The organism is Spongiactinospora gelatinilytica (genome assembly GCF_003236385.1).
Taxonomy (GTDB): Bacteria; Actinomycetota; Actinomycetes; order Streptosporangiales; family Streptosporangiaceae; genus Spongiactinospora; species Spongiactinospora gelatinilytica.
In genome coordinates this window covers 1-18,683 of record NZ_POUA01000123.1, presented here as the reverse complement: position 1 = coordinate 18,683, position 18,683 = coordinate 1, and the positions used below count along the sequence as shown (strand labels likewise).

Here is an 18,683-nt window from a genome sequence, read left to right as displayed (position 1 = left end):
CCCCCCACCCCGAGATCTCCCCGCTGAACACCACGATCGAGTTCGGCAACCGGCTGCTGACCTTCCTGGTGCTGGCCGTCGGGCTGGCCTGCCTGATCGCCGCGCTGCGCCTGCGGCCGCGGCGCACCTCACTGGTGCGGCTGGCATGGCTGCAGCCGGTGGGCGTGGCCGTGCAGGGCCTGTGGGGCGGGCTGGTGGTGCGCAGCGCGCTCAACCCGGTCACGGTCAGCATGCACTTCCTGATCTCGATCGGGCTGATCGCCGCCTGCTTCGCGCTGTACGCGCGGGTCGGTGAGGGCGACGGGCCGCCGGTCCCCCTCGTCCACCGCGACATCCGCAGGCTGGCGTTCGGGCTGACCGCGGCCGTGGGTGTACTGCTGCTCGCCGGCGTCGTGGTCACCGGCACCGGGCCGCACTCCGGCGACGAGGCGGCCAGCAGGTTCGACCTCGACATCGAGATGGTCGCCCGGCTGCACGCGGACGTGGTGTGGATCGTCCTCGGGCTGACGTTCGCGCTGCTGCTCACGCTGCGGGTGACCGGTGCCCCGGCGCCGGCCAGGCGCGTGGCGCTGGTGCTGCTCGGCGTCGAACTGGCCCAGGGCGTCATCGGCTACGTGCAGTACTTCCTGGCCGTGCCCGCCGCCCTGGTGGCCATGCACGTCCTCGGCGCGACACTCGTATGGATCGCCACGCTGGCGGCGCTGCACGCGACGCGCACGCGCGGCAAGCTGCCGGCCCGGGCCGAGCCCGCGCTCGACGCCGTACCGGCCTAGCCGCCGGGCCGCCATGCCGTCCCGCCGCCCGTCGCGCCCGGCGCTGCGCCGCGCCTTCCAGGCCACCGTGCTGCTCAGCGTCCTGGGCATCGCCCCGTTCACCTGGGCCTGGCTGACCAGCTCCGGCCACCGCACGGTGGCCGGCCCCCGGCCCGGCTGGGAGCAGCGGGTGCCGGCCGCCCCGGTGGCGCTGGTGCTGGGCGCGGCCGTACGGTACGGCGAGCCCACGCCGATGCTCGCCCGCCGGCTGGACATCGCCGCCGCGCTGCACCGGGCGGGCAGGGTCAGGGTGCTGTTGCTGTCGGGCGCCGACCACGGCCCCGGCTACGACGAGCCGGCCGTGATGCGCGCCTACCTTCTGGATCGCGGCGTGCCGGGCGAGGCCATCGTCTCGGACCCGGCCGGATACGACACCTGGGACTCCTGCGTGCGGGCCAGGAAGGTGTTCGGCGCGGACCGGGTCATCGTGGTCTCCCAGGTCTTCCACCTGCCCCGGGCGGTGACGCTGTGCCGGATGGCCGGGCTTGAGCCGTTCGGCGTGGGCGACGACTCCTCGGTCACCTGGCCGGTCGGCACCTACGGCTACGCCCTGCGGGAGTTCCCCGCCTCGGTGAAGGCGTTCTTCGACGCGGTGGTGCTGCGCTCGCGGCCCCGGCTCACCGGCCCGCCGCAGACCTCCCTGCGCGAGGCACTGGCCCGGCCATGACCGCGAGACCCGCTCACTGGAGACCGCCGGGGACGGGCATGCGGGCCCTGGCCATCCGCAGGCACTCCAGCAGGGCGTGCTGCTCGGCGTAGAACGTCCGCTCGGCGATCGCGCCGCGCGAGGCGCGCTCGTGCAGCAGCCCCAGCTCTGTCGCGGCGAGCTGGTAGTCGCTCATCGCGCGCACACCTTCCCTGCCGCCGTGCGCCCTGGCCCACTGCCTGGCCTGGCGGCGCGCGGGCAGCGAGGCGAGCATGGCGACGTCGGCGGGCTCGATCAGCCCGGTGGGCCGGTAGGCGGGGAGGTACCGCTGGATGAGCGCGACGATCCGCCGCCGGTCGCGCACCACCACGCCGATGAGCACGAACAGCACGGCCATCAACACCACGTAGGCCACCACCAGGCCGGGAAACCCGCCGTAGGTGGCGAAGCCGTTCCACAGGCCGTGCAGCAGCATCGCCCCGATCCAGCCGGCCACCACGACCAGCACCCGGCCCGGACCGCGCAGCCCGGCGGCCACCGCGACGGCGATCCCGATCATCGAGGTGAACAGCGGGTGCGCGAACGGCGACAGGATGCCGCGCAGCACCAGCGTGACGGCCAGGCCCTGCGCGCCCAGGTCGCCGTCCTGTGCGGCCACGTAGTAGCTGACGTTCTCCGACATGGCGAAGCCGAGGCCGACCATGCTGGCGTAGATGATGCCGTCGGTGGGGCCGTCCAGCTCCTGCCCGCGGAACCTGAGCAGGCCGAGCAGCACCAGGCCCTTCATGGTCTCCTCGACGACGGGGGCGCCGAAGGTGGCGGCGATGCCCCGGGCGTCGGCGGGGTCCAGCCCCGCGGCGTCGCGGATGTAGAGCAGCCCGAGCGAGTTGACCACACCAGCGACCAGGACGGCCACGCCCGCGCCCCAGGCGAAGGCGAAGATCAGGTTGCTGCGCGGCTCGGGCTCCATGCGGTCCAGCCCGAGGACGGCGGCGAGCAGCAGCGGAACGGGCGCGATGGCCAGGATGAGCGCGATGAAGAAGCGCACCGGGTCGCCGTCGAGCACGTCGAAGGAGAACGACGCGAGGGCGCAGAGCCCGGTGACCACGAGGCCGATGATGAGGCCGAAGGAAGGGCGGTCCTTCAGAACCCAGCGTGGATCACGGCTCACCATGGGGCGAGGGTAACCGATCGGACACGACCTGTCCGCCTCAGACCAGCAGGGCGTCGATCGCCACGGCCAGGAACAGCAACGCCAGGTAGACGTTGGACCAGTGGAAGAAACGCATCGGGCGCAGCGCCACGCCGGTCTTGCCGGCGTTGACGCGGGCCAGCAGCCGGTGCACCTCCCACAGGCACACCGCGCCGAGCACCACCGCCACGATGGGGTACAGCAGCGTCGTGCTCGCGACCGGCCACAGCAGCAGCGAGCACATCACGGTGGCCCAGGTGTAGACGATGCTCTCCACGACCACCCGGCGCTCGGTCGCCACCACGGGCAGCATCGGCACCTCGGCGGCGGCGTAGTCCTCCCGGTAGCGCATGGCCAGCGCCCAGGTGTGCGGCGGAGTCCAGAAGAACACCACGCCGAACAGCACCAGCGGCGCCCAGTCCAGCCGGCCGGTGATCCCGGCCCAGCCGATCAGGCACGGCATGCAGCCGGCGATGCCGCCCCACACCACGTTCTGGGCGGTACGCCGCTTGAGCAGCAGCGAGTACACCAGGACGTAGAACAGGATGGCGCCCAGCGACAGTAGCCCGGCCAGCCAGTTCACCGACAGGCCGAGGCCGACGGTGGAGGCGACGCCGAGCGCGATGCCGAAGATCAGCGCCCCGGTGGGCGAGACCTGGTGGCGGGCCAGGGGTCGGCGGCGGGTGCGCCGCATGGCCGCGTCGATGTCCCGGTCGATGTAGCAGTTGAGCGCGTTGGCGCTGCCCGCCGACAACGTGCCGAACACCAGCGTGGCGACGGCCGGCCACAGCGGCGGCAGGCCGCGCGCGGCCAGGAACATGACGGGCAGCGTTGTGATGAGGAGCAGCTCGATGATCCGGGGCTTGGTCAGCGCGACGTAAGCCTTGATCAGCGCGCCCAGCGTGCGGGGCACCGATCCGGCATGCTCCGCGTCGGCGGCCTCGATGGAGGCCGCCGTGGGCTTGTTCGTCAGCACCGTCAAGGTGCTTCCAGCACGTGCGGGGTCAACGCGTAACCTCTAATTTGGAGCGAATCCGTGGAAAATGCGGGCACCAGCCAGCTCGGAGAATCACTGTAGTGCCCGGGAGGGCCGGTCCCCTTATGGGGGCGGGCGCCGCGCGGACCGACGTCCTGAAACAGGGGGTTTCACCGACTTTGTAGAGGGATATCGTCCGGGCCGGTCACGCCTGCGGCGGGCCGTTCCGCGCAGCGAGGCTCGACCCGTTAGGGTCCGGTGTGGGCGGGAAACGCCAACCGGCGCCACCATACGACTAGATCCGGAGACCAAGCAGTTGAGCAGCGAACTCTTGCCGGCCCTTGAATGGAGCGACCTCGATCGGCGCGCGGTCGACGTGGTCCGTGCCCTGGCGATGGACGCGGTGGAAAAGGCCGGATCGGGGCATCCGGGCACCGCCATGAGCCTCGCCCCGGCCGCGTACCTGTTGTTCCAGCGCACGATGCGGCACGACCCCACCGACCCCGCGTGGGCGGGGCGCGACCGGTTCGTCCTGTCGTGCGGCCACTCCAGCCTCACCCTCTACATTCAGCTCTTCCTGTCGGGTTACGGGCTGACCCTCGACGACCTCAAGATGCTGCGCCAGTGGGACAGCCTCACCCCGGGCCACCCCGAGTACGGGCACACCGCGGGCGTGGAGACCACCACGGGCCCGCTGGGGCAGGGCATCGGCAACGCGGTCGGGATGGCCATGGCCGCCCGCCGCGAGCGGGGCCTGTTCGACCCGGGCGCCGAGCCGGGCCAGAGCCCCTTCGACCACATGATCTGGTGCCTGGCCTCCGACGGCGACGTCCAGGAGGGCGTCAGCCACGAGGTGAGCGCGCTGGCCGGTCACCAGCGGCTGGGCAACCTGGTGGTCATCTACGACAGCAACGACATCTCCATCGAGGACGACACACGGATCGCACTGTCGGAAGACGTCGGCAAGCGGTACGAGGCGTACGGCTGGCACGTCGTCACCGTCGACTGGACCGAGGGCGATGACTACAACGAGGACGTCGCGCGCCTGCACGCCGCCCTCGAAGAGGCCCGCGCCGAGACCGGCAGGCCCAGCCTCATCAAGCTGCGCACGATCATCGGCTGGCCCGCGCCCAACAAGCGCAACACCGGCGGCATCCACGGCGCGGCGCTCGGCGTGGAGGAGATCGCCGCCACCAAGAGGCTCCTCGGCCTGGACCCGCAGGTGCCCTTCGAGGTGCCGGACGACGTCCTCGCCCACGCCCGCGAGGTGACCCTCCGCGGGCGCGAGGCCCGGCACGAGTGGGACAAGTCCTACCAGTCCTGGCGGACCGGCAACCCGCAGCGGGCGGCCGAGTTCGACCGGATCTCCGCGCGGCTGCTCCCCCAGGGCTGGGAGGAGGCGCTGCCGTCCTTCGAGACGGGCGGCTCGGTGGCCACCCGCAAGGCCTCGGGCGAGGTGCTCAGTGCCCTCGCGCCGGTGCTGCCCGAGCTGTGGGGCGGCTCGGCCGACCTGGCCGGGTCCAACAACACCACGATGAAGGGCGAGCCGTCCTTCGTCCCGGAGGAGTTCCAGACCAAGGCGTTTCCCGGTCACCCCTACGGCCGCACCCTGCACTTCGGCATCCGTGAGCACGGCATGGGCGCGATCCTCAACGGCATCGCGCTGCACGGCGGCACCCGGCCCTACGGCGGCACCTTCCTGGTGTTCTCCGACTACATGCGGCCCGCCGTGCGCCTGGCTGCGCTGATGAAGCTGCCGGTCACCTACGTCTGGACGCACGACTCCATCGGCCTGGGCGAGGACGGCCCGACCCACCAGCCGGTCGAGCACCTGTGGGCGCTGCGCGCCATCCCCGGCCTGGACGTCGTGCGCCCCGCCGACGCCAACGAGACGGCCGCCGCCTGGAAGGCCGTGCTGGAGCACACCGACCGGCCGGCCGCGCTCGCGCTGACCCGCCAGAACGTCCCGGTGTACGCCGAGACCGCCGACGCGGCGAAGGTCGCCAAGGGCGGCTACATCCTGCGCGAGGCGTCGGAGGGCCGGCCGCGGATGATCCTCATCGCGACCGGCAGCGAGGTCCAGCTCGCCGTGGAGGCCCGCGACACCCTTGAGGCCAGGGGCGTCCCCACACGGGTGGTCTCCATGCCGTGCGTGGAGTGGTTCCGCGCCCAGGACCGCGCCTACCGCGAGGAGGTGCTGCCGCACGACATCCGCGCGCGCGTGGCGGTGGAAGCGGGAATCGCCATGGGCTGGCGGGAGTTCGTGGGTGAAGAAGGGGAAGTGCTGAGTTTGGAGCACTTCGGTGCCTCGGCACCGTACCGGACCTTGTTCGAGCAGTTCGGCCTGACCGCCGACCGGGTGGTGGCCGCGGCGAACGCGAGCCTCGCACGGACCGGTGCCGACAAGGGCGAGACGACGGGAAACTGATGATGAGCGAGATTCTGCAGAGGCTGGCCGGCCACGGCGTGGCCATCTGGCTCGATGACATCAGCCGCGAGCGGCTGCGCAGTGGCAACCTGGCAGACCTGGTACGCGACAAGAACGTGGTGGGGGTCACGTCCAACCCCACGATCTTCGCCTCGGCGCTGAGCAAGGGCGACGCCTACGACGGGCAGTTGCACGACCTGCGGGTCCGCGGCGTCGACGTGGGCGAGGCCGTGCGCGCCGTCACCACCTATGACATCCGCTGGGCGTGCGACGTGCTACGCCCGGTCTACGACGCCACGGCGGGCCTGGACGGGCGGGTGTCCATCGAGGTCGATCCGCGCCTGGCGCGCGACACCGAGCGGACCGTCGCCGAGGCTCGCGCCCTGTGGTGGCTGGTGGACCGGCCCAACCTGTACATCAAGATCCCCGCGACGGTGAAGGGCCTGCCCGCCATCACCGCGGCGCTGGCGGAGGGCATCAGCGTCAACGTGACGCTGATCTTCTCGCTGGAGCGCTACCGCTCCGTGCTGGACGCCTGGCTGACCGGGCTGGAGGCGGCCAAGGCCAAGGGCCTGGACCTGTCGCGGATCGCCTCGGTCGGCTCGTTCTTCGTCAGCCGGGTGGACACCGAGGTGGACAAGCGCCTGGAGGCGGCCGGCACCGACGCCGCGCGGGCTCTGCGCGGCCGGGCCGCCGTGGCCAACGCGCGGCTGGCCTACGCCGCCTTCGAGGAGGTCATCGCCTCGGAGCGGTGGCAGGCGCTGGCCGCCGCGGGGGCCCAGCCGCAGCGCCCGCTGTGGGCCTCCACCGGCACGAAGAACCCCGACTACCCCGACACCCTCTACGTCGATGAGCTGGTCACCTCCGGTGTGGTCAACACCATGCCGGAAAAGACCCTCGACGCGGTGGGCGACCATGCCAAGATCGATGGTGACACCGTCCGCCCCTACTACGAGCAGGCATGGGACACCATGGCGGCCCTGAAGGAGGCGGGCATCGACTACGACGACGTCGTGCGGGTGCTCGAAGACGAGGGCGTGGAGAAGTTCGAGGCGTCCTGGAACGAGCTGATCGACACGGTGGCGGCCGAGCTTAAGAAGGCGTGAAGCCCAATGACGGTGACATTCGGTGACGACGCTGAGGCCGGGCGCGCGGACGACGCCGTACGCGCGCTCGCGGCCGAAGGCGTGCCGCAGGCCCTCGCGGCCGGTGACCCCACGCTGTGGGGCGAGGCCGCGCGGGCCGAGGCGGCGATCCGGCTCGGCTGGCTGAACCTCCCGCTGACCAGCAGGGAGTTGCTGCCGGAGATCACCAATCTGGTGGAGAAGGCCCGCGCGGAGGGCCTGGACCACGTCGTGCTGGCCGGAATGGGCGGCTCCTCGCTGGCGCCGGAGGTGATCTGCTCCACGGCCGACGTCCCGCTGACCGTGCTGGACACCACCGACCCCGGCCAGGTCCGCAGGGCGCTGACCGACCGGCTGGACCGCACGATCGTCGTGGTCGCCAGCAAGAGCGGCGGCACCATCGAGACCGACAGCCACCGCCGGATCTACGAGAAGGCGTTCCGCGACGCCGGGATCGACCCGGCCGACCGGATCGTGGTCGTCACCGACCCGGGGTCGCCGTTGGAGCAGAGCGCGATCGAGGCCGGTTACCAGGTCATCCTGGCCGATCCCAACGTGGGCGGCCGCTACAGCGCGCTGAGCGCGTTCGGCCTGGTGCCGAGCGCGCTCGCGGGCGCCGACGTCGCCCGGCTGCTCGACGATGCGCAGGCGATGCACGACTCGCTGGGCGCGAGCGAGGGCAACCCGGGCCTTGCGCTGGGGGCGGCCCTCGGCCAGGCCGCCCTGTCCGGCCGCGACAAGCTGCTGCTGGACGACCGCCTTTCGGAGATCAACGGGCTGCCCGACTGGATCGAGCAGCTCATCGCCGAGTCCACCGGCAAGGACGGCAAGGGCATCTTGCCGGTGGTGGGCGGCGACCCGACCGGCGCACCCGACGAGTTCGTGGCCGGCATCGGCGGCGATGGCGGGGTGCGCGTGGACGGCCCGCTCGGGGCGCAGTTCCTGATCTGGGAGTACGCCACGGCGGTGGCCGGGCGGCTGCTCGGCATCGACCCGTTCAACCAGCCCAACGTGGCCGAGTCCAAGCAGAACACCGCGGCGATCCTTGCGGCGGGGTTCGGCGAGGAGAAGCCGCTCCTGGTGGACGGCCCGGTGGAGGTGTACGGCGCCGTGCCCGACGAGCCGGGCGACCTGTCGGACGTGCTCACCGGCCTGCTGTCGGCCGTGCCCGATGACGGCTACCTGGCGGTGCTGGCCTACCTGGACCGCTGGGCCGCGTTCGACGTGGCCCAGCCGGAGGACGCCTCGCTCGACCAGCTCACCGAGGCCTGGACGGCGCGCGACCCGGCGACCCTCCGGGCGCTGCTCTCGATGCGCACCGACCGGCCGGTGACCTTCGGGTGGGGGCCGCGCTTCCTGCACTCCACCGGCCAGTACCACAAGGGCGGGCCGCAGAACGGCGTGTTCCTGCAGATCACCGGCGCGGTCACCGACGACGTCGAGGTCCCGGGCAAGCCGTACACCCTGGGCCGCCTGCAACTCGCCCAGGCTCTCGGCGACCTCGGCGCCCTGTCCGGCCGCGGCCGCCCGGTCGTCCGCCTCCACCTCACCGACCGCGTGGCGGGCGTCGCCCACCTGCTCGCCGCCGCCCGCATCGAATGACCGACGACGACCTTCCACCCTTTCTCTGGAGAACAGGTAATGGATACTGAGCCGGTCGCTCCGGCAGATGAGGCTCGGACGGTGGCGGCTGCTGCGGCGGCGGCGGCCACCACCGAGGCCGTCGCCCGCGCCAATCCGCTGCGTGATCCGCGCGACAAGCGGCTGCCGCGGGTGGCCGGGCCCTGCGTGCTCGTGTTGTTCGGCGTCACGGGCGACCTGGCCAAGCGCAAACTGCTGCCGGCGATCTACGACCTGGGCAACCGGGGGCTGCTGCCCCCGGGCTTCTCCCTGGTCGGGTTCGCCCGGCGGGACTGGCAGGACCAGGACTTCGCGCAGCTCACCCATGACGCGATCAAGGAGCACGCGCGTACGCCGTTCCGCGAGGAGGTCTGGAAGCAGCTTCGCGAGGGCATCCACTTCGTGCCCGGCGAGTTCGCCGACGACGGCGCCTTCGACGCGCTGGCGATGGCGCTGAAGGAGATCGACGAGACCAGGGGCACGGGCGGCAACTACGCCTTCTACCTCTCGGTGCCGCCGAAATTCTTCCCCAAGGTGGTCGAGCAGCTCCGCCGTACCGGCCTGGCCGACGCGCCGGAGGGGTCCTGGCGGCGGGTGGTGATCGAAAAGCCGTTCGGGCACGACCTGAAGAGCGCCCAGGATCTCAACGCGATCACCAGTGCGGTCTTCCCGGAGAGCTCGGTCTTCCGGATCGACCACTACCTGGGCAAGGAGACCGTCCAGAACATCCTGGCGCTGCGGTTCGCCAACAACCTGTTCGAGCCGATCTGGAACCGCGGTTACGTCGACCACGCGCAGATCACGATGGCCGAGGACATCGGCATCGGCGGCCGGGCGGGCTACTACGACGGCATCGGCGCGGCCCGCGACGTCATCCAGAACCACCTGCTCCAGCTCCTCGCGCTGGTCGCCATGGAGGACCCCACGTCCTTCGACGCCAACGCGCTGCGCAGGGAGAAGGAGAAGGTCCTCAAGGCGCTACGGCTGCCCCAGGACCTCGCGCTGGGCACCGCCCGGGGGGCCTACACCGCGGGCTGGCAGGGCGGCGAGCCGGTGGTGGGCTACCTCGAGGAGGACGGCATCCCCGCCGACTCGATCACCGAGACCTACGCCGCGGTCAAGCTGGAGATCGCCAACCGGCGCTGGGCCGGCGTGCCGTTCTACCTGCGCACCGGCAAGCGCCTGGGACGGCGGGTGACCGAGGTCGCGGTGGTCTTCCAGCGGGCGCCGCACCTGCCGTTCAGCAAGGACGACATCGAGATCCTCGGCCAGAACGCGCTGGTCATCCGCGTCCAGCCGGACGAGGGGATCACGGTCAGGTTCGGCTCCAAGGTGCCGGGCACGGCCATGGAGGTGCGCGACGTCAGCATGGACTTCGCCTACGGCGAGTCCTTCCTGGAAAGCTCCCCCGAGGCGTACGAGCGGCTGCTGCTCGACGTGCTGATCGGCGATCCGCCGCTGTTCCCGCACCAGCGGGAGGTGGAGCTGTCGTGGCGGATCCTCGATCCGATCGAGCGGTTCTGGGCCTCCCAGGGTCAACCGGAGGGCTACGCGGCGGGCACCTGGGGCCCGGCGTCGGCCGACAACATGATGGCCCGCGACGGGCGGGTCTGGAGGAGGCTCTGACATGACGAGCTTCATGCTGGCCGGTACGAACGCCTCGAAGATCTCCTCGCAGCTCACCATGCTCCGCCACCAGATGGGCGCGCCGGCCGTCGGCATGGTGCTGACGCTGGTGGCGATCTGCGATGAGAGCAACCAGTACGACGCGGTGCGGGCGGCCACCGACGCGGCCCGCGAGCACCCCTCGCGCATCGTCGTGGTGATCGCCCGCTCGCGGGAGGAACCGATCCGGCTCGACGCCGAGCTGCGCATCGGCGAGTCCGCGCCGGGCGAGACCATCCTGCTGCGCCTGTACGGCGACCTGACCAGGCACGCCGAGTCCGTGGTGAGCCCGCTGCTGTTGCCGGACACCCCGGTGGTCGCCTGGTGGCCCGGCGAGTGCCCGCAGGTGCCCGCCAAGGACCCCATCGGGCTGCTGGCCCAGCGCCGGATCACCGACGCCAGGGCGTCCGCCGACTCGGTCAAGGCGATCATGAGCAGGTCCCGGGGCTACGTCCCCGGTGACACCGATCTGGCCTGGACCCGGATCACGCCCTGGCGCAGCCTGCTGGCCACCGCGTTCGACCAGCCGGTGGGCACGGTCGAGTCGGGTGTGGTGGAGGGCTCGCCCGGGCACGCCAGCGCGCCGCTGCTCGCGGCGTGGCTGTCGGAGCGGCTGGACGCGCCGATCGAGATCGCCGAGTCGGAGGGTCCGGGCCTGACCAGCGTACGGCTGGCGACCTCCGCGGGCGACGTGTCGGTGACCAGGTCCGATTCCCGCCTGGCCACGCTGGTCCGGCCGGGCCAGCCCGACCGCAGGGTGGCGCTCGCCCGGCGGCCCACCTCGGAGTTGCTGGCCGAGGAACTGCGCAGGCTCGACCCCGACGACCTGTACGGGGCGGCGATCCGCCACCTGGCCGACTGACCGCCCGCGAAACCACCTTGTGAAAGGCACCACCGTGAACCTGCCCGGCGTTGTCGTCCACCGGGACGCCGACGTGCTCGCCAAGGCCGTCGCCGCCCGCCTGATCACCCGTCTGGTGGACCGCCAGTCCGCCGCGGGTACCGCCTCGGTCGTGCTCACCGGCGGCGGGGTGGGGCACGCGACGCTCGCCGAGGTGGCCGCCACCCCGGCGCGGGACGCGGTGGACTGGCGGAAGCTGGACGTCTGGTGGGGCGATGAGCGTTTCGTCCCCACCGGGCACGCCGACCGCAACGAGACCGGCGCCCGCGCGGCGCTGCTCGACCACGTCGATCTCGACCCGGAGCGGGTACACGTGATGCGGGGGCCCGATTCGGGCCTTTCCGCCGAGGCGGCGGCCGACGCCTACGCCGGGGAGCTGCGCCGGGCGGCCCGTCCCGAAGACCATGGGCCGGTGCCGTCGTTCGACGTGCTGTTGCTCGGCATGGGGCCGGACGGGCACGTGGCCTCGCTGTTCCCGGAGCTGCCCGCCCTGTACGACGAGCGTCCGGTGGTGGCCGTGCACGGCTCGCCCAAGCCGCCCCCGACGCGGATCTCGCTGACCCTGTCGGCGATCAGGGCGGCCAGGGAGGTGTGGGTGATCGCGGCCGGCGAGGCGAAGGCGAAGGCGGCCCGCCTGGCGCTGTCGGGGGCCGGGCCCATGCAGGTCCCGGCCGCGGGAGCGCGCGGCCGGCGGACGCTGTTCCTGCTGGACCGCGCCGCCGCCGCCAAGATCCCGCCGGACCTCGGCCGGTTCGCCGTCGTCGCCTGAGCCCTGCCGTACCGGGCCGTCAGGCCGGGGTCGCGGTCAGGGCGTCGATCTCGGCGTGGATCGCCCGCTTGCCCGCCTTGTCCAGGAACGACGAGTTCACCGCGTTGCGGGCGAGGGCGGCCAGGTCGGCCTCGCCGAGGCCGAAGACCTCCGCGGCCACGTGATACTCCCGGCTCAGCGTGGTGCCGAACATCGGCGGGTCGTCGCTGTTCAGCGTGACGTACAGGCCCTCGCCGAGCAGTGTGGGCAGCGGGTGGGCGGAGATGTCCGCGACCTGGCCGGTGCAGACGTTGGAGGTCGGGCAGACCTCCAGCGGGATCTGCGTCTCGCGCAGGTGCGCCACCAGCCTGGGGTCGGCCAGGCAACTGATCCCGTGGCCGACGCGCTCGGCGGCGAGCCCTTCGATGATCTCCCAGATGGTCTCCGGGCCGCTCATCTCGCCGCCGTGCGGCAGGCTGTGCAGGCCGGCGGCGCGGGCCGCGCGGAAGGCGTCCCGAAAGGCGTCCCGGTGCGGCGGGCGGCGCTGCTCGATCCCGGCCAGGCCGAGCCCGATGAGCGCGGCGGGCGGGTGGCCGAGCGCGTGGTCGAGGGTGATCTTGACGGCCTCTTCGGCGTATTCGCCGGGGATGTCGAAGATGTAGGCCACGCTCACGCCGTGCTCCTCGGCGGCCGTGCGGGCGGCGATGTCCAGCGCCTCGGTCACCTCGGCGGCGGGCATCCCGACGATGTGGTGCGCGTACGGCGTGACCTGCAACTCCACGTGCCGGCCGCGCTGCGCGGCGAGGTCCCTGGCCAGGCCGGTCACCAAGGTGGCGACGTCCTCGGGCTCGCGGACCAGCGCGTTGACGGCCATGTAGATCTCGGCGAAGTGCGGGAAGTCGCGGAAGGTGTAGAACGCCCGGAGTTCTTCCTCGTTGGTGGGGACGCCGCTGCCCGGGTGGCGGCGGGAGAGTTCGAGCACGGTGGGCACCGAGGCCGAGCCCACGAGGTGTACGTGGAGCTCGACCTTCGGCAGTGCGTCGATGAATTCTTCGGTGGTTCGTACGTCCATTTGGCCGACCCTATGCACTCTTATCCCTACTAAGCGAGACATAGAGTCGATATCTAACATCAGATTGTCAGAATCTACAGCGGTACAGCTTGGTGCCCCTGGTGTAGTAGAGGTCGCCGTCCCGGCCTTCGATGAGGTGGGACACGCCGTCGCCGGTCAGCCGCTCGCCCTTCAGCGAGCGCAGGTCGAGCCGCCACAGCGAGCCCGCCATCGAGGCGTAGGCCGGCCGGTCGCCGCGCAGCACCGGCCCGCGCTCCTGGCCGTACATCGAGGACCGTACCGGGAAGATCCGCCTGGACTTCACGACCTTCCCCGGACGGGGGTCGTAGGCGAACAGCGTGCCGTCGGCCAGGCCCCACACCCGGCCGCGGGCGTCCACGGTCAGCGCGTTCACCGAGTCCGCGCCGGGCACCGGGACCACGGACCGCACGACCCGCCGGGTCTTGGTGTCGAACACGAACAGCCGGGCCTCGGTGGCCGTCGGCTCGATGCCGTACCCGCCGTTGACCGACGTGCCGCCGTAGAGCAGGTTCCCGCTCCCGGCCAGGGAGACCACGCTCTGCTGGGGCACGATGTCGCGGCGGACGTCCAACTCGCCGGTCGCCGGGTTCCACAGGGTGAGCGCGCCGCCCAGCCGGCCGGACTTGGGCACGCCGCCCACCGCCATCAGCTCACCGAGGTCGGCGCACGCCTGCGGCCGGTCCTGCTCGTTATCGATCCGCAGGAGGGCGTCGTTGCCCTCCTGGGCGTCCGCGTACAGGCTCAGCGTGTGGGTGACCCAGGCCGCCTCGATGCCGAGCCGGTCCATCTTCGGCCGCGGATCCTCCGGCAGGTCGTCGAACGGCACCGGCCCGGCCGGCCGGTGCGCGTCCACCACCCGATACGAGCTCAATTTCGGCACAGACCGAAACTAGTCCCGTGCCACAGCCTCGGTCAACGCCCCGGGCAACCTTTTCTCCCGCGGCCCTCGTCTAGACCTGCGACAGACTGAGGACGGCGAACGCCGGAGGAGACGGACTAGGAATGGACGACGACGACTTCGAGGATTTCGTCCGCGCTCGGACCACCTCGTTGCTGCGCTCGGCGTACCTGCTGACCGGCGACCAGCACCTGGCTGAAGACCTGGTGCAGTCGGCGCTGGCCCGTACGCACGGGGCCTGGCGCAGGCTGCGGCGCAGCGGGAACGCCGACGCCTACACGCGCAGGACGATGTACAACCTCCAGGTCAACTGGTGGCGACGACGGCGCTTCACCGAGACCGGCCTGGATTTCGCGCCCGAGCGCGCCCATCCGGACGGGACGGATGAGGGCGCGCTCCGCTTGGACCTGCGGCGGGCGCTGCTGTGCCTGCCACCGCGCCAGCGAGCCGTGCTCGTGCTGCGCTACCTGGAGGACCGCTCCGAGGCGGAGGCCGCGGACGTGCTCGGCTGCACGGTCGGAACGATCAAGAGCCAGGCCGCCAAGGGTCTGGCCAGGCTCCGCCGGGAAATGCCCGGCGTCCTGGACGCACAGGAGGTGAACCGCTGATGGGGGACATCGACACCGAGCGGCTGCGCTCCGCCATGCGGGGGCTGGCGGACCAGGCGCACCCGTCCGACCTGAGCGGGCGCGTTCGCGCAACGTCCCGGCGGCGCCGTACCCGGCGTATCGCGACCATCGCGGCCGGCTGCGCCGCGGCGCTGGCCGTGGCCGCCGGAAGCCTTTCCGCGCTCAGCCCGCCGCGCGCGGACGACAAGGCCGTGCCGATCATGACGCCCCCCGACCCAGGTCCCCACGTGCCGCCCACCAGGCAGGCGGGCGGCAGGGAGATCATGTCGCTGGTCCTGCCCGACCGTACCAGGGTCGATATCAGTTACCCCGCCGAGCTGCGGCTGGCCGGGATGGGCTGGAGCGCCCGGCGCACCCCCAGTGGCGGCGATGATGGCAGCTGCTGCTTCGCCACCGTCCGGTTGCACGACAGCGCCCGCCGCGTCGGCACCGCGAAGGACGCCAAGGGCCACGTACTGCCGATCTGGACGGCCAAGGACGGGTCCGACGGGGAATCCGACTCCGTCTCGTCCTACGCACAGGTCGGCCGCTGGTACCTGCACCTGGCCGACGAGCCGCCCCGCAACGCGTCCGGCTGGAAGACGCTCCGGCAACTGGTCGGCGACCTGGTGCTGGAGGAAACCGCCGAGGGCTTCCTGGTGATCGACGGCAGAAAGCCCGGGTTCCTCGCACGAAACGACAGCGCGCAGGGGGATGTGTGGGCCCAGGGCCCCAAGCTGGAATCCGACCCGGCCAAGGCCGCCGGCCAGGTCCGTGGCATCGAAGTGCAGCGGGTCGACCGGTGCGCACCGGTCGGCAAGGTCGGAATGGAGCTGACCGGGCGTCAGATCTGCCGGGACGGTGTGGCCGTGCGGTTCGTCGCGACCAAGACCGACCAGAACTGGGTCGGCCAGGTCCACAAGGGCCTGCGCATCGAGCGGGTGTACTGAGCCTCACCGCTCCTCCCGGCCTCCGCGGACTTGCCGTGGAGGCCGGAGCCGCATTCAGGGTCAGGACCGATATTGGACGCATGGAGAATGAGATGGCGGCTTTCGACGCGGAGGCACTGCTCGGCGACCTCGCCGTGAGCCTCGACATCGACGTGCTGGTCGGCGCGTACCCCGACCGGGAGGGGCCGGACGGCACGCCGGAGGCGGTACGCGGGGTGCTGGGCCGCCACCGGATCGCCGCCGGGGCGGTGGCGAGCCTGCGGGCGGCGCTGTTCGACATGAGGTCGGGCAACGACGAGGTGCTGGCGCTGCCCCGCCCGGCGTTCATGCCGGTCGGGACCGTGGACCCGCGCGACGGCGACCGCGGCGGGATCGAGATTGCCGTCGGCGGGATCGACGTCGGCGAAGACAGGAACGGCGTTCTGCGCCAAGATGGGGGCCACGGTTCCGAAGTCCGTGATCGGTGTCGTGATGATCTCGTCTCCGGGGTCCGGCGCGGCGGCCACCACCGAAAGGTGTAGTGCGGCGGTACCGGAGTTGCAGGCGATCGCGTGGCGGGAGCCGTACATCTCCGCATCGCGCGTTCGAGCTCCCGCGCCTCGGTGCCCCAGACCGAGTTCAGCATGCCGGAACGGATCACCCGCTCGGCCGCGGCGACCTCTTCGTCACCGAGGGTCCGCCCGCCGGGTTCGGTCATGGTCGGGGACTTCAGGGCCAACGGGTACCTCACACGATAGAATTGCGGTCTTGACCGTAATAATGAGCCCCTGGGAGGCGCGGGTGGGAATCGTCATCGGTGTCGTCGGCCCGCACGATCTGGTCGACGACGTCGCCGCCACCTGCGAGGAGCAGCCCGGCACGTCCGCGCTGCGGCTGGACTACGACCACGAGTCGCAGGCCACCTCGATCGTGGAGGCGCACTCCGCCGCGGTGGAGGGCTGGCTGTTCACCGGGATCGTGCCCTACATGCTGACCCGCGACGCCGACGCGCTCACCCGGCCGGCGGCGTTCGTCGACTACACCGGCTCGACGCTGCTCAGCGCGCTGGTCCGGCTCCAGCGCGAGGGCCAGGACGTGACCACGCTGTCGATCGACACCCTCTCCCCCGCCGACGTGGCGGCCACCTTCACCGAGGCGGGGCTGCCCATCGACGGCCTGCGCACCCTCCCCTACCGCTCCGGGATGACCTCGGCCAAGGCCGTCGCCTTCCACCGGCGCGGCCCCGAGCACGCCGCGATCACCTGCCTCAGCTCGGTGCACGAGGCGCTGCGCGGGGAGATGCACGTGCTGCGCCTGGCCCCGTCCCCGCACTCGGTGCGGGTGGCGCTGCGCCAGTTGCTGCTCACCGCCGAGGGCCAGGCCCAGGAGGACGCGCAGATCGCGCTCGGGCTGATCGAGGTGGAAAGCGACAAGGGGTTGCTGCGCGAGGCGGCGGCCCTCGGCGGTACCGTGGCCGCCTTCCGCGGCGGCACCCACCTGCTGGTCACCACCCGCGGGCCGTTGCACGACGCCACCCGCGGCTTTTCCGGCCTGCCGATGCTGTCCCGGCTGGCCGTCCACAACGCGGTCGTCCGGGTGGGTTTCGGGCTGGGGCGCAGCGCCGCCGAGGCGGAGAGCCTGGCCCGCAGGGCGCTGGCCAGGGCGCGGCGCATCGGGGAGGTGGCGGCCGTGCTGTCGCTGCGCGCCGACACCGACATCGTGCTGGAGTCGGTGCCCTCGGCCGGGCCCGCCCAGCAGAACCTCACGGTGATCGCGCGCCGGGTCGGCCTTTCCGTGCCGACCCTGGAAAAGCTCATCGACGCCCGGACGGCCGCCGGCGGCAAGCCGCTGACCACCCGGGAGATCGCCGACCGGCTCGCGGTGCAGCAGCGGACCGCGCGCCGGATGCTGCACCGCCTGGAACTCGCCGGGCTCGCCGAGCGCACCGGCAACCTGACCAGCGGGACGAGCGGCCGTCCGCTCACCCTCTACCGGCTGACGCTCTAGGAAAGCCACCGGGAAGGGCCCTCGGCGACGAAGTCGTCGTCGCGCAGCCACGGGTAGGCCGCCCAGATCCGGTCGATCTCGGCGAGCTGCCCCGGGGACAGGTCCTCGGCCGGGTCCAGGCACCAGCGCCCGGCCCGCAGCCCCTGCCGCCGCAGCACCTCGTGGATGCCCGGGATGCACCCGTGGAAGCCGTGCACGACGTCGAAGATGGCGGCGTTGGCGTCGGTGAGGTGCCCGTCCAGGGTGAGCAGCCGCCGTACCGCGCCGTCGTCGCCGGCGCGGGCCCCGCGCGCCTCGTCCAGCAGTTCCACCGCGCGCCGTACCCACACCGCCCACTGGCCGAGCAGCCCGCCGACGAACTCCACCTCGACCTCGCGGCCGTCCACGACCACCCGGTGCGGGGTGATCAGGTCGGCCAGGATCAGGAACGCCACGTTGGCCGCGTCGGGCAGGGCGGCGAGGGCCGGCTCGTCGGCGACGTCGGCCGGGACCACGGTGGCCCCCGCCTCGCGCAGTGAGTCGGCCAGGCCGGGCTCGGAGAAGCGGGACACCGCGATCACGCGCCGCTCGCCCCTGACGGCGTTCAGCGCCAGCCGCACCAGGCTGGGGCCGAGCTTGGCGCCGGCGCCGAGGATCATGGGGTCGCCGTCCAGTCCGCCCATGTCCTCGATCAGCCCGGCGCTCGGCCGCGCCAGCCGTTCTTCGAGTTCCGCTACGGTCCGCACGTGCAGGCCCATACGATGCCGATGTCCAGGCGGCCCCCTTCCCTATTAGCCCCGGAACGCCTGGTCACAGGCGTCGATGACAGCCCGGACAAGCCCCCGCAGGCCGCGGGCGAGCCCAAACGCCGTACAGGACCTGACGGCGGGGGTCCGGCGGACGCGTCCCCCTGTTGGCCCCCCAGGGCCTAGACCGCCTGGTCACAGAAGTCGGCGATGGCCCGGGCCCCGAACGACGTGCAGGGCCTTCAGCGGCGTGGTGGGGCGTGTTCCGTTTCAGGTGTGCAGGGCGCGGGCCATCGCCGACTTCTGTGACC

General features: G+C 72.1%; 17 protein-coding genes. 11 read left to right on the top strand and 6 right to left on the bottom strand.

Annotated elements, in window-relative coordinates:
* On the top strand, nt 1-773 hold a 773-nt coding region (locus C1I98_RS17200; RefSeq protein WP_111168465.1), incomplete at its 5' end, for a COX15/CtaA family protein.
* A 13-nt stretch (nt 774-786) separates the two neighbouring features.
* Complete coding sequence (locus C1I98_RS17195) at nt 787-1,479, top strand: SanA/YdcF family protein (protein WP_111168464.1); 693 nt, start codon at nt 787-789, stop codon at nt 1,477-1,479.
* A 13-nt stretch (nt 1,480-1,492) separates the two neighbouring features.
* On the opposite strand, the gene C1I98_RS17190 is transcribed toward C1I98_RS17195, so the two are convergent.
* On the bottom strand, nt 1,493-2,632 hold the full coding sequence (locus C1I98_RS17190) for a PrsW family intramembrane metalloprotease (protein ID WP_111168463.1): 1,140 nt from the start codon (nt 2,630-2,632) through the stop codon (nt 1,493-1,495).
* Nucleotides 2,633-2,669: 37 nt separating this feature from the next.
* Nucleotides 2,670-3,632 (bottom strand): heme o synthase, encoded by a 963-nt coding sequence (locus C1I98_RS17185; RefSeq protein WP_438672090.1) that lies wholly within the window; start codon nt 3,630-3,632, stop codon nt 2,670-2,672.
* 388 nt (nt 3,633-4,020) lie between these two features.
* Between C1I98_RS17185 and tkt the strand changes: the two genes are divergently transcribed.
* From tkt to pgl, 6 genes are read left to right on the top strand one after another with little or no spacing between them, the layout of a single operon-like run.
* Nucleotides 4,021-6,054, top strand: coding sequence for a transketolase (tkt, locus tag C1I98_RS17180; protein ID WP_233507942.1), 2,034 nt, complete (start codon nt 4,021-4,023; stop codon nt 6,052-6,054).
* 2 nt (nt 6,055-6,056) lie between these two features.
* Nucleotides 6,057-7,160: a transaldolase gene (tal, locus tag C1I98_RS17175; protein WP_111168461.1), complete on the top strand. Its 1,104-nt coding sequence runs from the start codon at nt 6,057-6,059 to the stop codon at nt 7,158-7,160.
* 6 nt (nt 7,161-7,166) lie between these two features.
* Nucleotides 7,167-8,780 (top strand): phosphoglucose isomerase-related protein, encoded by a 1,614-nt coding sequence (locus C1I98_RS17170; protein ID WP_111168460.1) that lies wholly within the window; start codon nt 7,167-7,169, stop codon nt 8,778-8,780.
* A gap of 39 nt (nt 8,781-8,819) precedes the next feature.
* Nucleotides 8,820-10,424: a glucose-6-phosphate dehydrogenase gene (gene zwf, locus C1I98_RS17165; RefSeq protein ID WP_111168459.1), complete on the top strand. Its 1,605-nt coding sequence runs from the start codon at nt 8,820-8,822 to the stop codon at nt 10,422-10,424.
* Between the two features lies 1 nt (nt 10,425).
* Entirely contained in the window at nt 10,426-11,325 is a 900-nt protein-coding gene (locus C1I98_RS17160) for a glucose-6-phosphate dehydrogenase assembly protein OpcA (protein WP_111168458.1), read from the top strand.
* 19 nt (nt 11,326-11,344) lie between these two features.
* Nucleotides 11,345-12,133 (top strand): 6-phosphogluconolactonase, encoded by a 789-nt coding sequence (pgl, locus tag C1I98_RS17155; RefSeq protein ID WP_438672089.1) that lies wholly within the window; start codon nt 11,345-11,347, stop codon nt 12,131-12,133.
* 19 nt (nt 12,134-12,152) lie between these two features.
* Here pgl and add read toward each other — a convergent pair whose 3' ends face one another.
* Nucleotides 12,153-13,184: an adenosine deaminase gene (gene add / locus C1I98_RS17150; RefSeq protein ID WP_111168457.1), complete on the bottom strand. Its 1,032-nt coding sequence runs from the start codon at nt 13,182-13,184 to the stop codon at nt 12,153-12,155.
* A gap of 67 nt (nt 13,185-13,251) precedes the next feature.
* On the bottom strand, nt 13,252-14,085 hold the full coding sequence (locus C1I98_RS17145; RefSeq protein ID WP_146607487.1) for a hypothetical protein: 834 nt from the start codon (nt 14,083-14,085) through the stop codon (nt 13,252-13,254).
* Between the two features lie 122 nt (nt 14,086-14,207).
* On the opposite strand from C1I98_RS17145, the gene C1I98_RS17140 reads away from it, so the two are divergent.
* The gene (locus C1I98_RS17140; RefSeq protein ID WP_111168455.1) at nt 14,208-14,711 is read left to right on the top strand and encodes a SigE family RNA polymerase sigma factor; all 504 of its coding nucleotides are present in this window, start codon (nt 14,208-14,210) and stop codon (nt 14,709-14,711) included.
* Nucleotides 14,711-15,661, top strand: coding sequence for a hypothetical protein (locus tag C1I98_RS17135; protein WP_111168454.1), 951 nt, complete (start codon nt 14,711-14,713; stop codon nt 15,659-15,661). The genes C1I98_RS17140 and C1I98_RS17135 overlap by 1 nt, the downstream gene beginning before the upstream one ends.
* Here the strand turns inward: C1I98_RS17135 and C1I98_RS43945 are convergent.
* Nucleotides 15,556-16,230 carry a DegT/DnrJ/EryC1/StrS family aminotransferase gene (locus tag C1I98_RS43945; RefSeq protein ID WP_233507941.1) on the bottom strand — a complete coding sequence of 225 codons (675 nt, stop codon included), beginning with the start codon at nt 16,228-16,230 and terminating at the stop codon, nt 15,556-15,558. The two genes, C1I98_RS17135 and C1I98_RS43945, sit on opposite strands and share 106 nt — an antisense overlap.
* 178 nt (nt 16,231-16,408) lie before the next feature.
* On the opposite strand from C1I98_RS43945, the gene C1I98_RS17120 reads away from it, so the two are divergent.
* Complete coding sequence (locus tag C1I98_RS17120) at nt 16,409-17,647, top strand: response regulator (RefSeq protein ID WP_233507940.1); 1,239 nt, start codon at nt 16,409-16,411, stop codon at nt 17,645-17,647.
* Here C1I98_RS17120 and C1I98_RS42930 read toward each other — a convergent pair.
* A complete protein-coding gene (locus C1I98_RS42930; RefSeq protein WP_199537003.1) occupies nt 17,644-18,372 on the bottom strand; it encodes an NmrA family NAD(P)-binding protein in 729 nt (242 codons plus the stop codon). The two genes, C1I98_RS17120 and C1I98_RS42930, sit on opposite strands and share 4 nt — an antisense overlap.
* Between the last annotated feature and the right edge of the window lie 311 nt (nt 18,373-18,683).

Excerpts from the sequence above, each read along its gene's own strand:
- C1I98_RS17195 (WP_111168464.1), top strand. The coding sequence starts at position 787 with ATGCCGTCCCGCCGCCCGTCGCGCCCGGCGCTGCGCCGCGCCTTCCAG.
- C1I98_RS17190 (WP_111168463.1), bottom strand. The coding sequence starts at position 2,632 with ATGGTGAGCCGTGATCCACGCTGGGTTCTGAAGGACCGCCCTTCCTTC.
- tkt (WP_233507942.1), top strand. The coding sequence starts at position 4,021 with ATGGACGCGGTGGAAAAGGCCGGATCGGGGCATCCGGGCACCGCCATG.
- tal (WP_111168461.1), top strand. The coding sequence starts at position 6,057 with ATGAGCGAGATTCTGCAGAGGCTGGCCGGCCACGGCGTGGCCATCTGG.
- C1I98_RS17170 (WP_111168460.1), top strand. The coding sequence starts at position 7,167 with ATGACGGTGACATTCGGTGACGACGCTGAGGCCGGGCGCGCGGACGAC.
- zwf (WP_111168459.1), top strand. The coding sequence starts at position 8,820 with ATGGATACTGAGCCGGTCGCTCCGGCAGATGAGGCTCGGACGGTGGCG.
- C1I98_RS17160 (WP_111168458.1), top strand. The coding sequence starts at position 10,426 with ATGACGAGCTTCATGCTGGCCGGTACGAACGCCTCGAAGATCTCCTCG.
- add (WP_111168457.1), bottom strand. The coding sequence starts at position 13,184 with ATGGACGTACGAACCACCGAAGAATTCATCGACGCACTGCCGAAGGTC.
- C1I98_RS17140 (WP_111168455.1), top strand. The coding sequence starts at position 14,208 with ATGGACGACGACGACTTCGAGGATTTCGTCCGCGCTCGGACCACCTCG.
- C1I98_RS17135 (WP_111168454.1), top strand. The coding sequence starts at position 14,711 with ATGGGGGACATCGACACCGAGCGGCTGCGCTCCGCCATGCGGGGGCTG.
- C1I98_RS43945 (WP_233507941.1), bottom strand. The coding sequence starts at position 16,230 with ATGTACGGCTCCCGCCACGCGATCGCCTGCAACTCCGGTACCGCCGCA.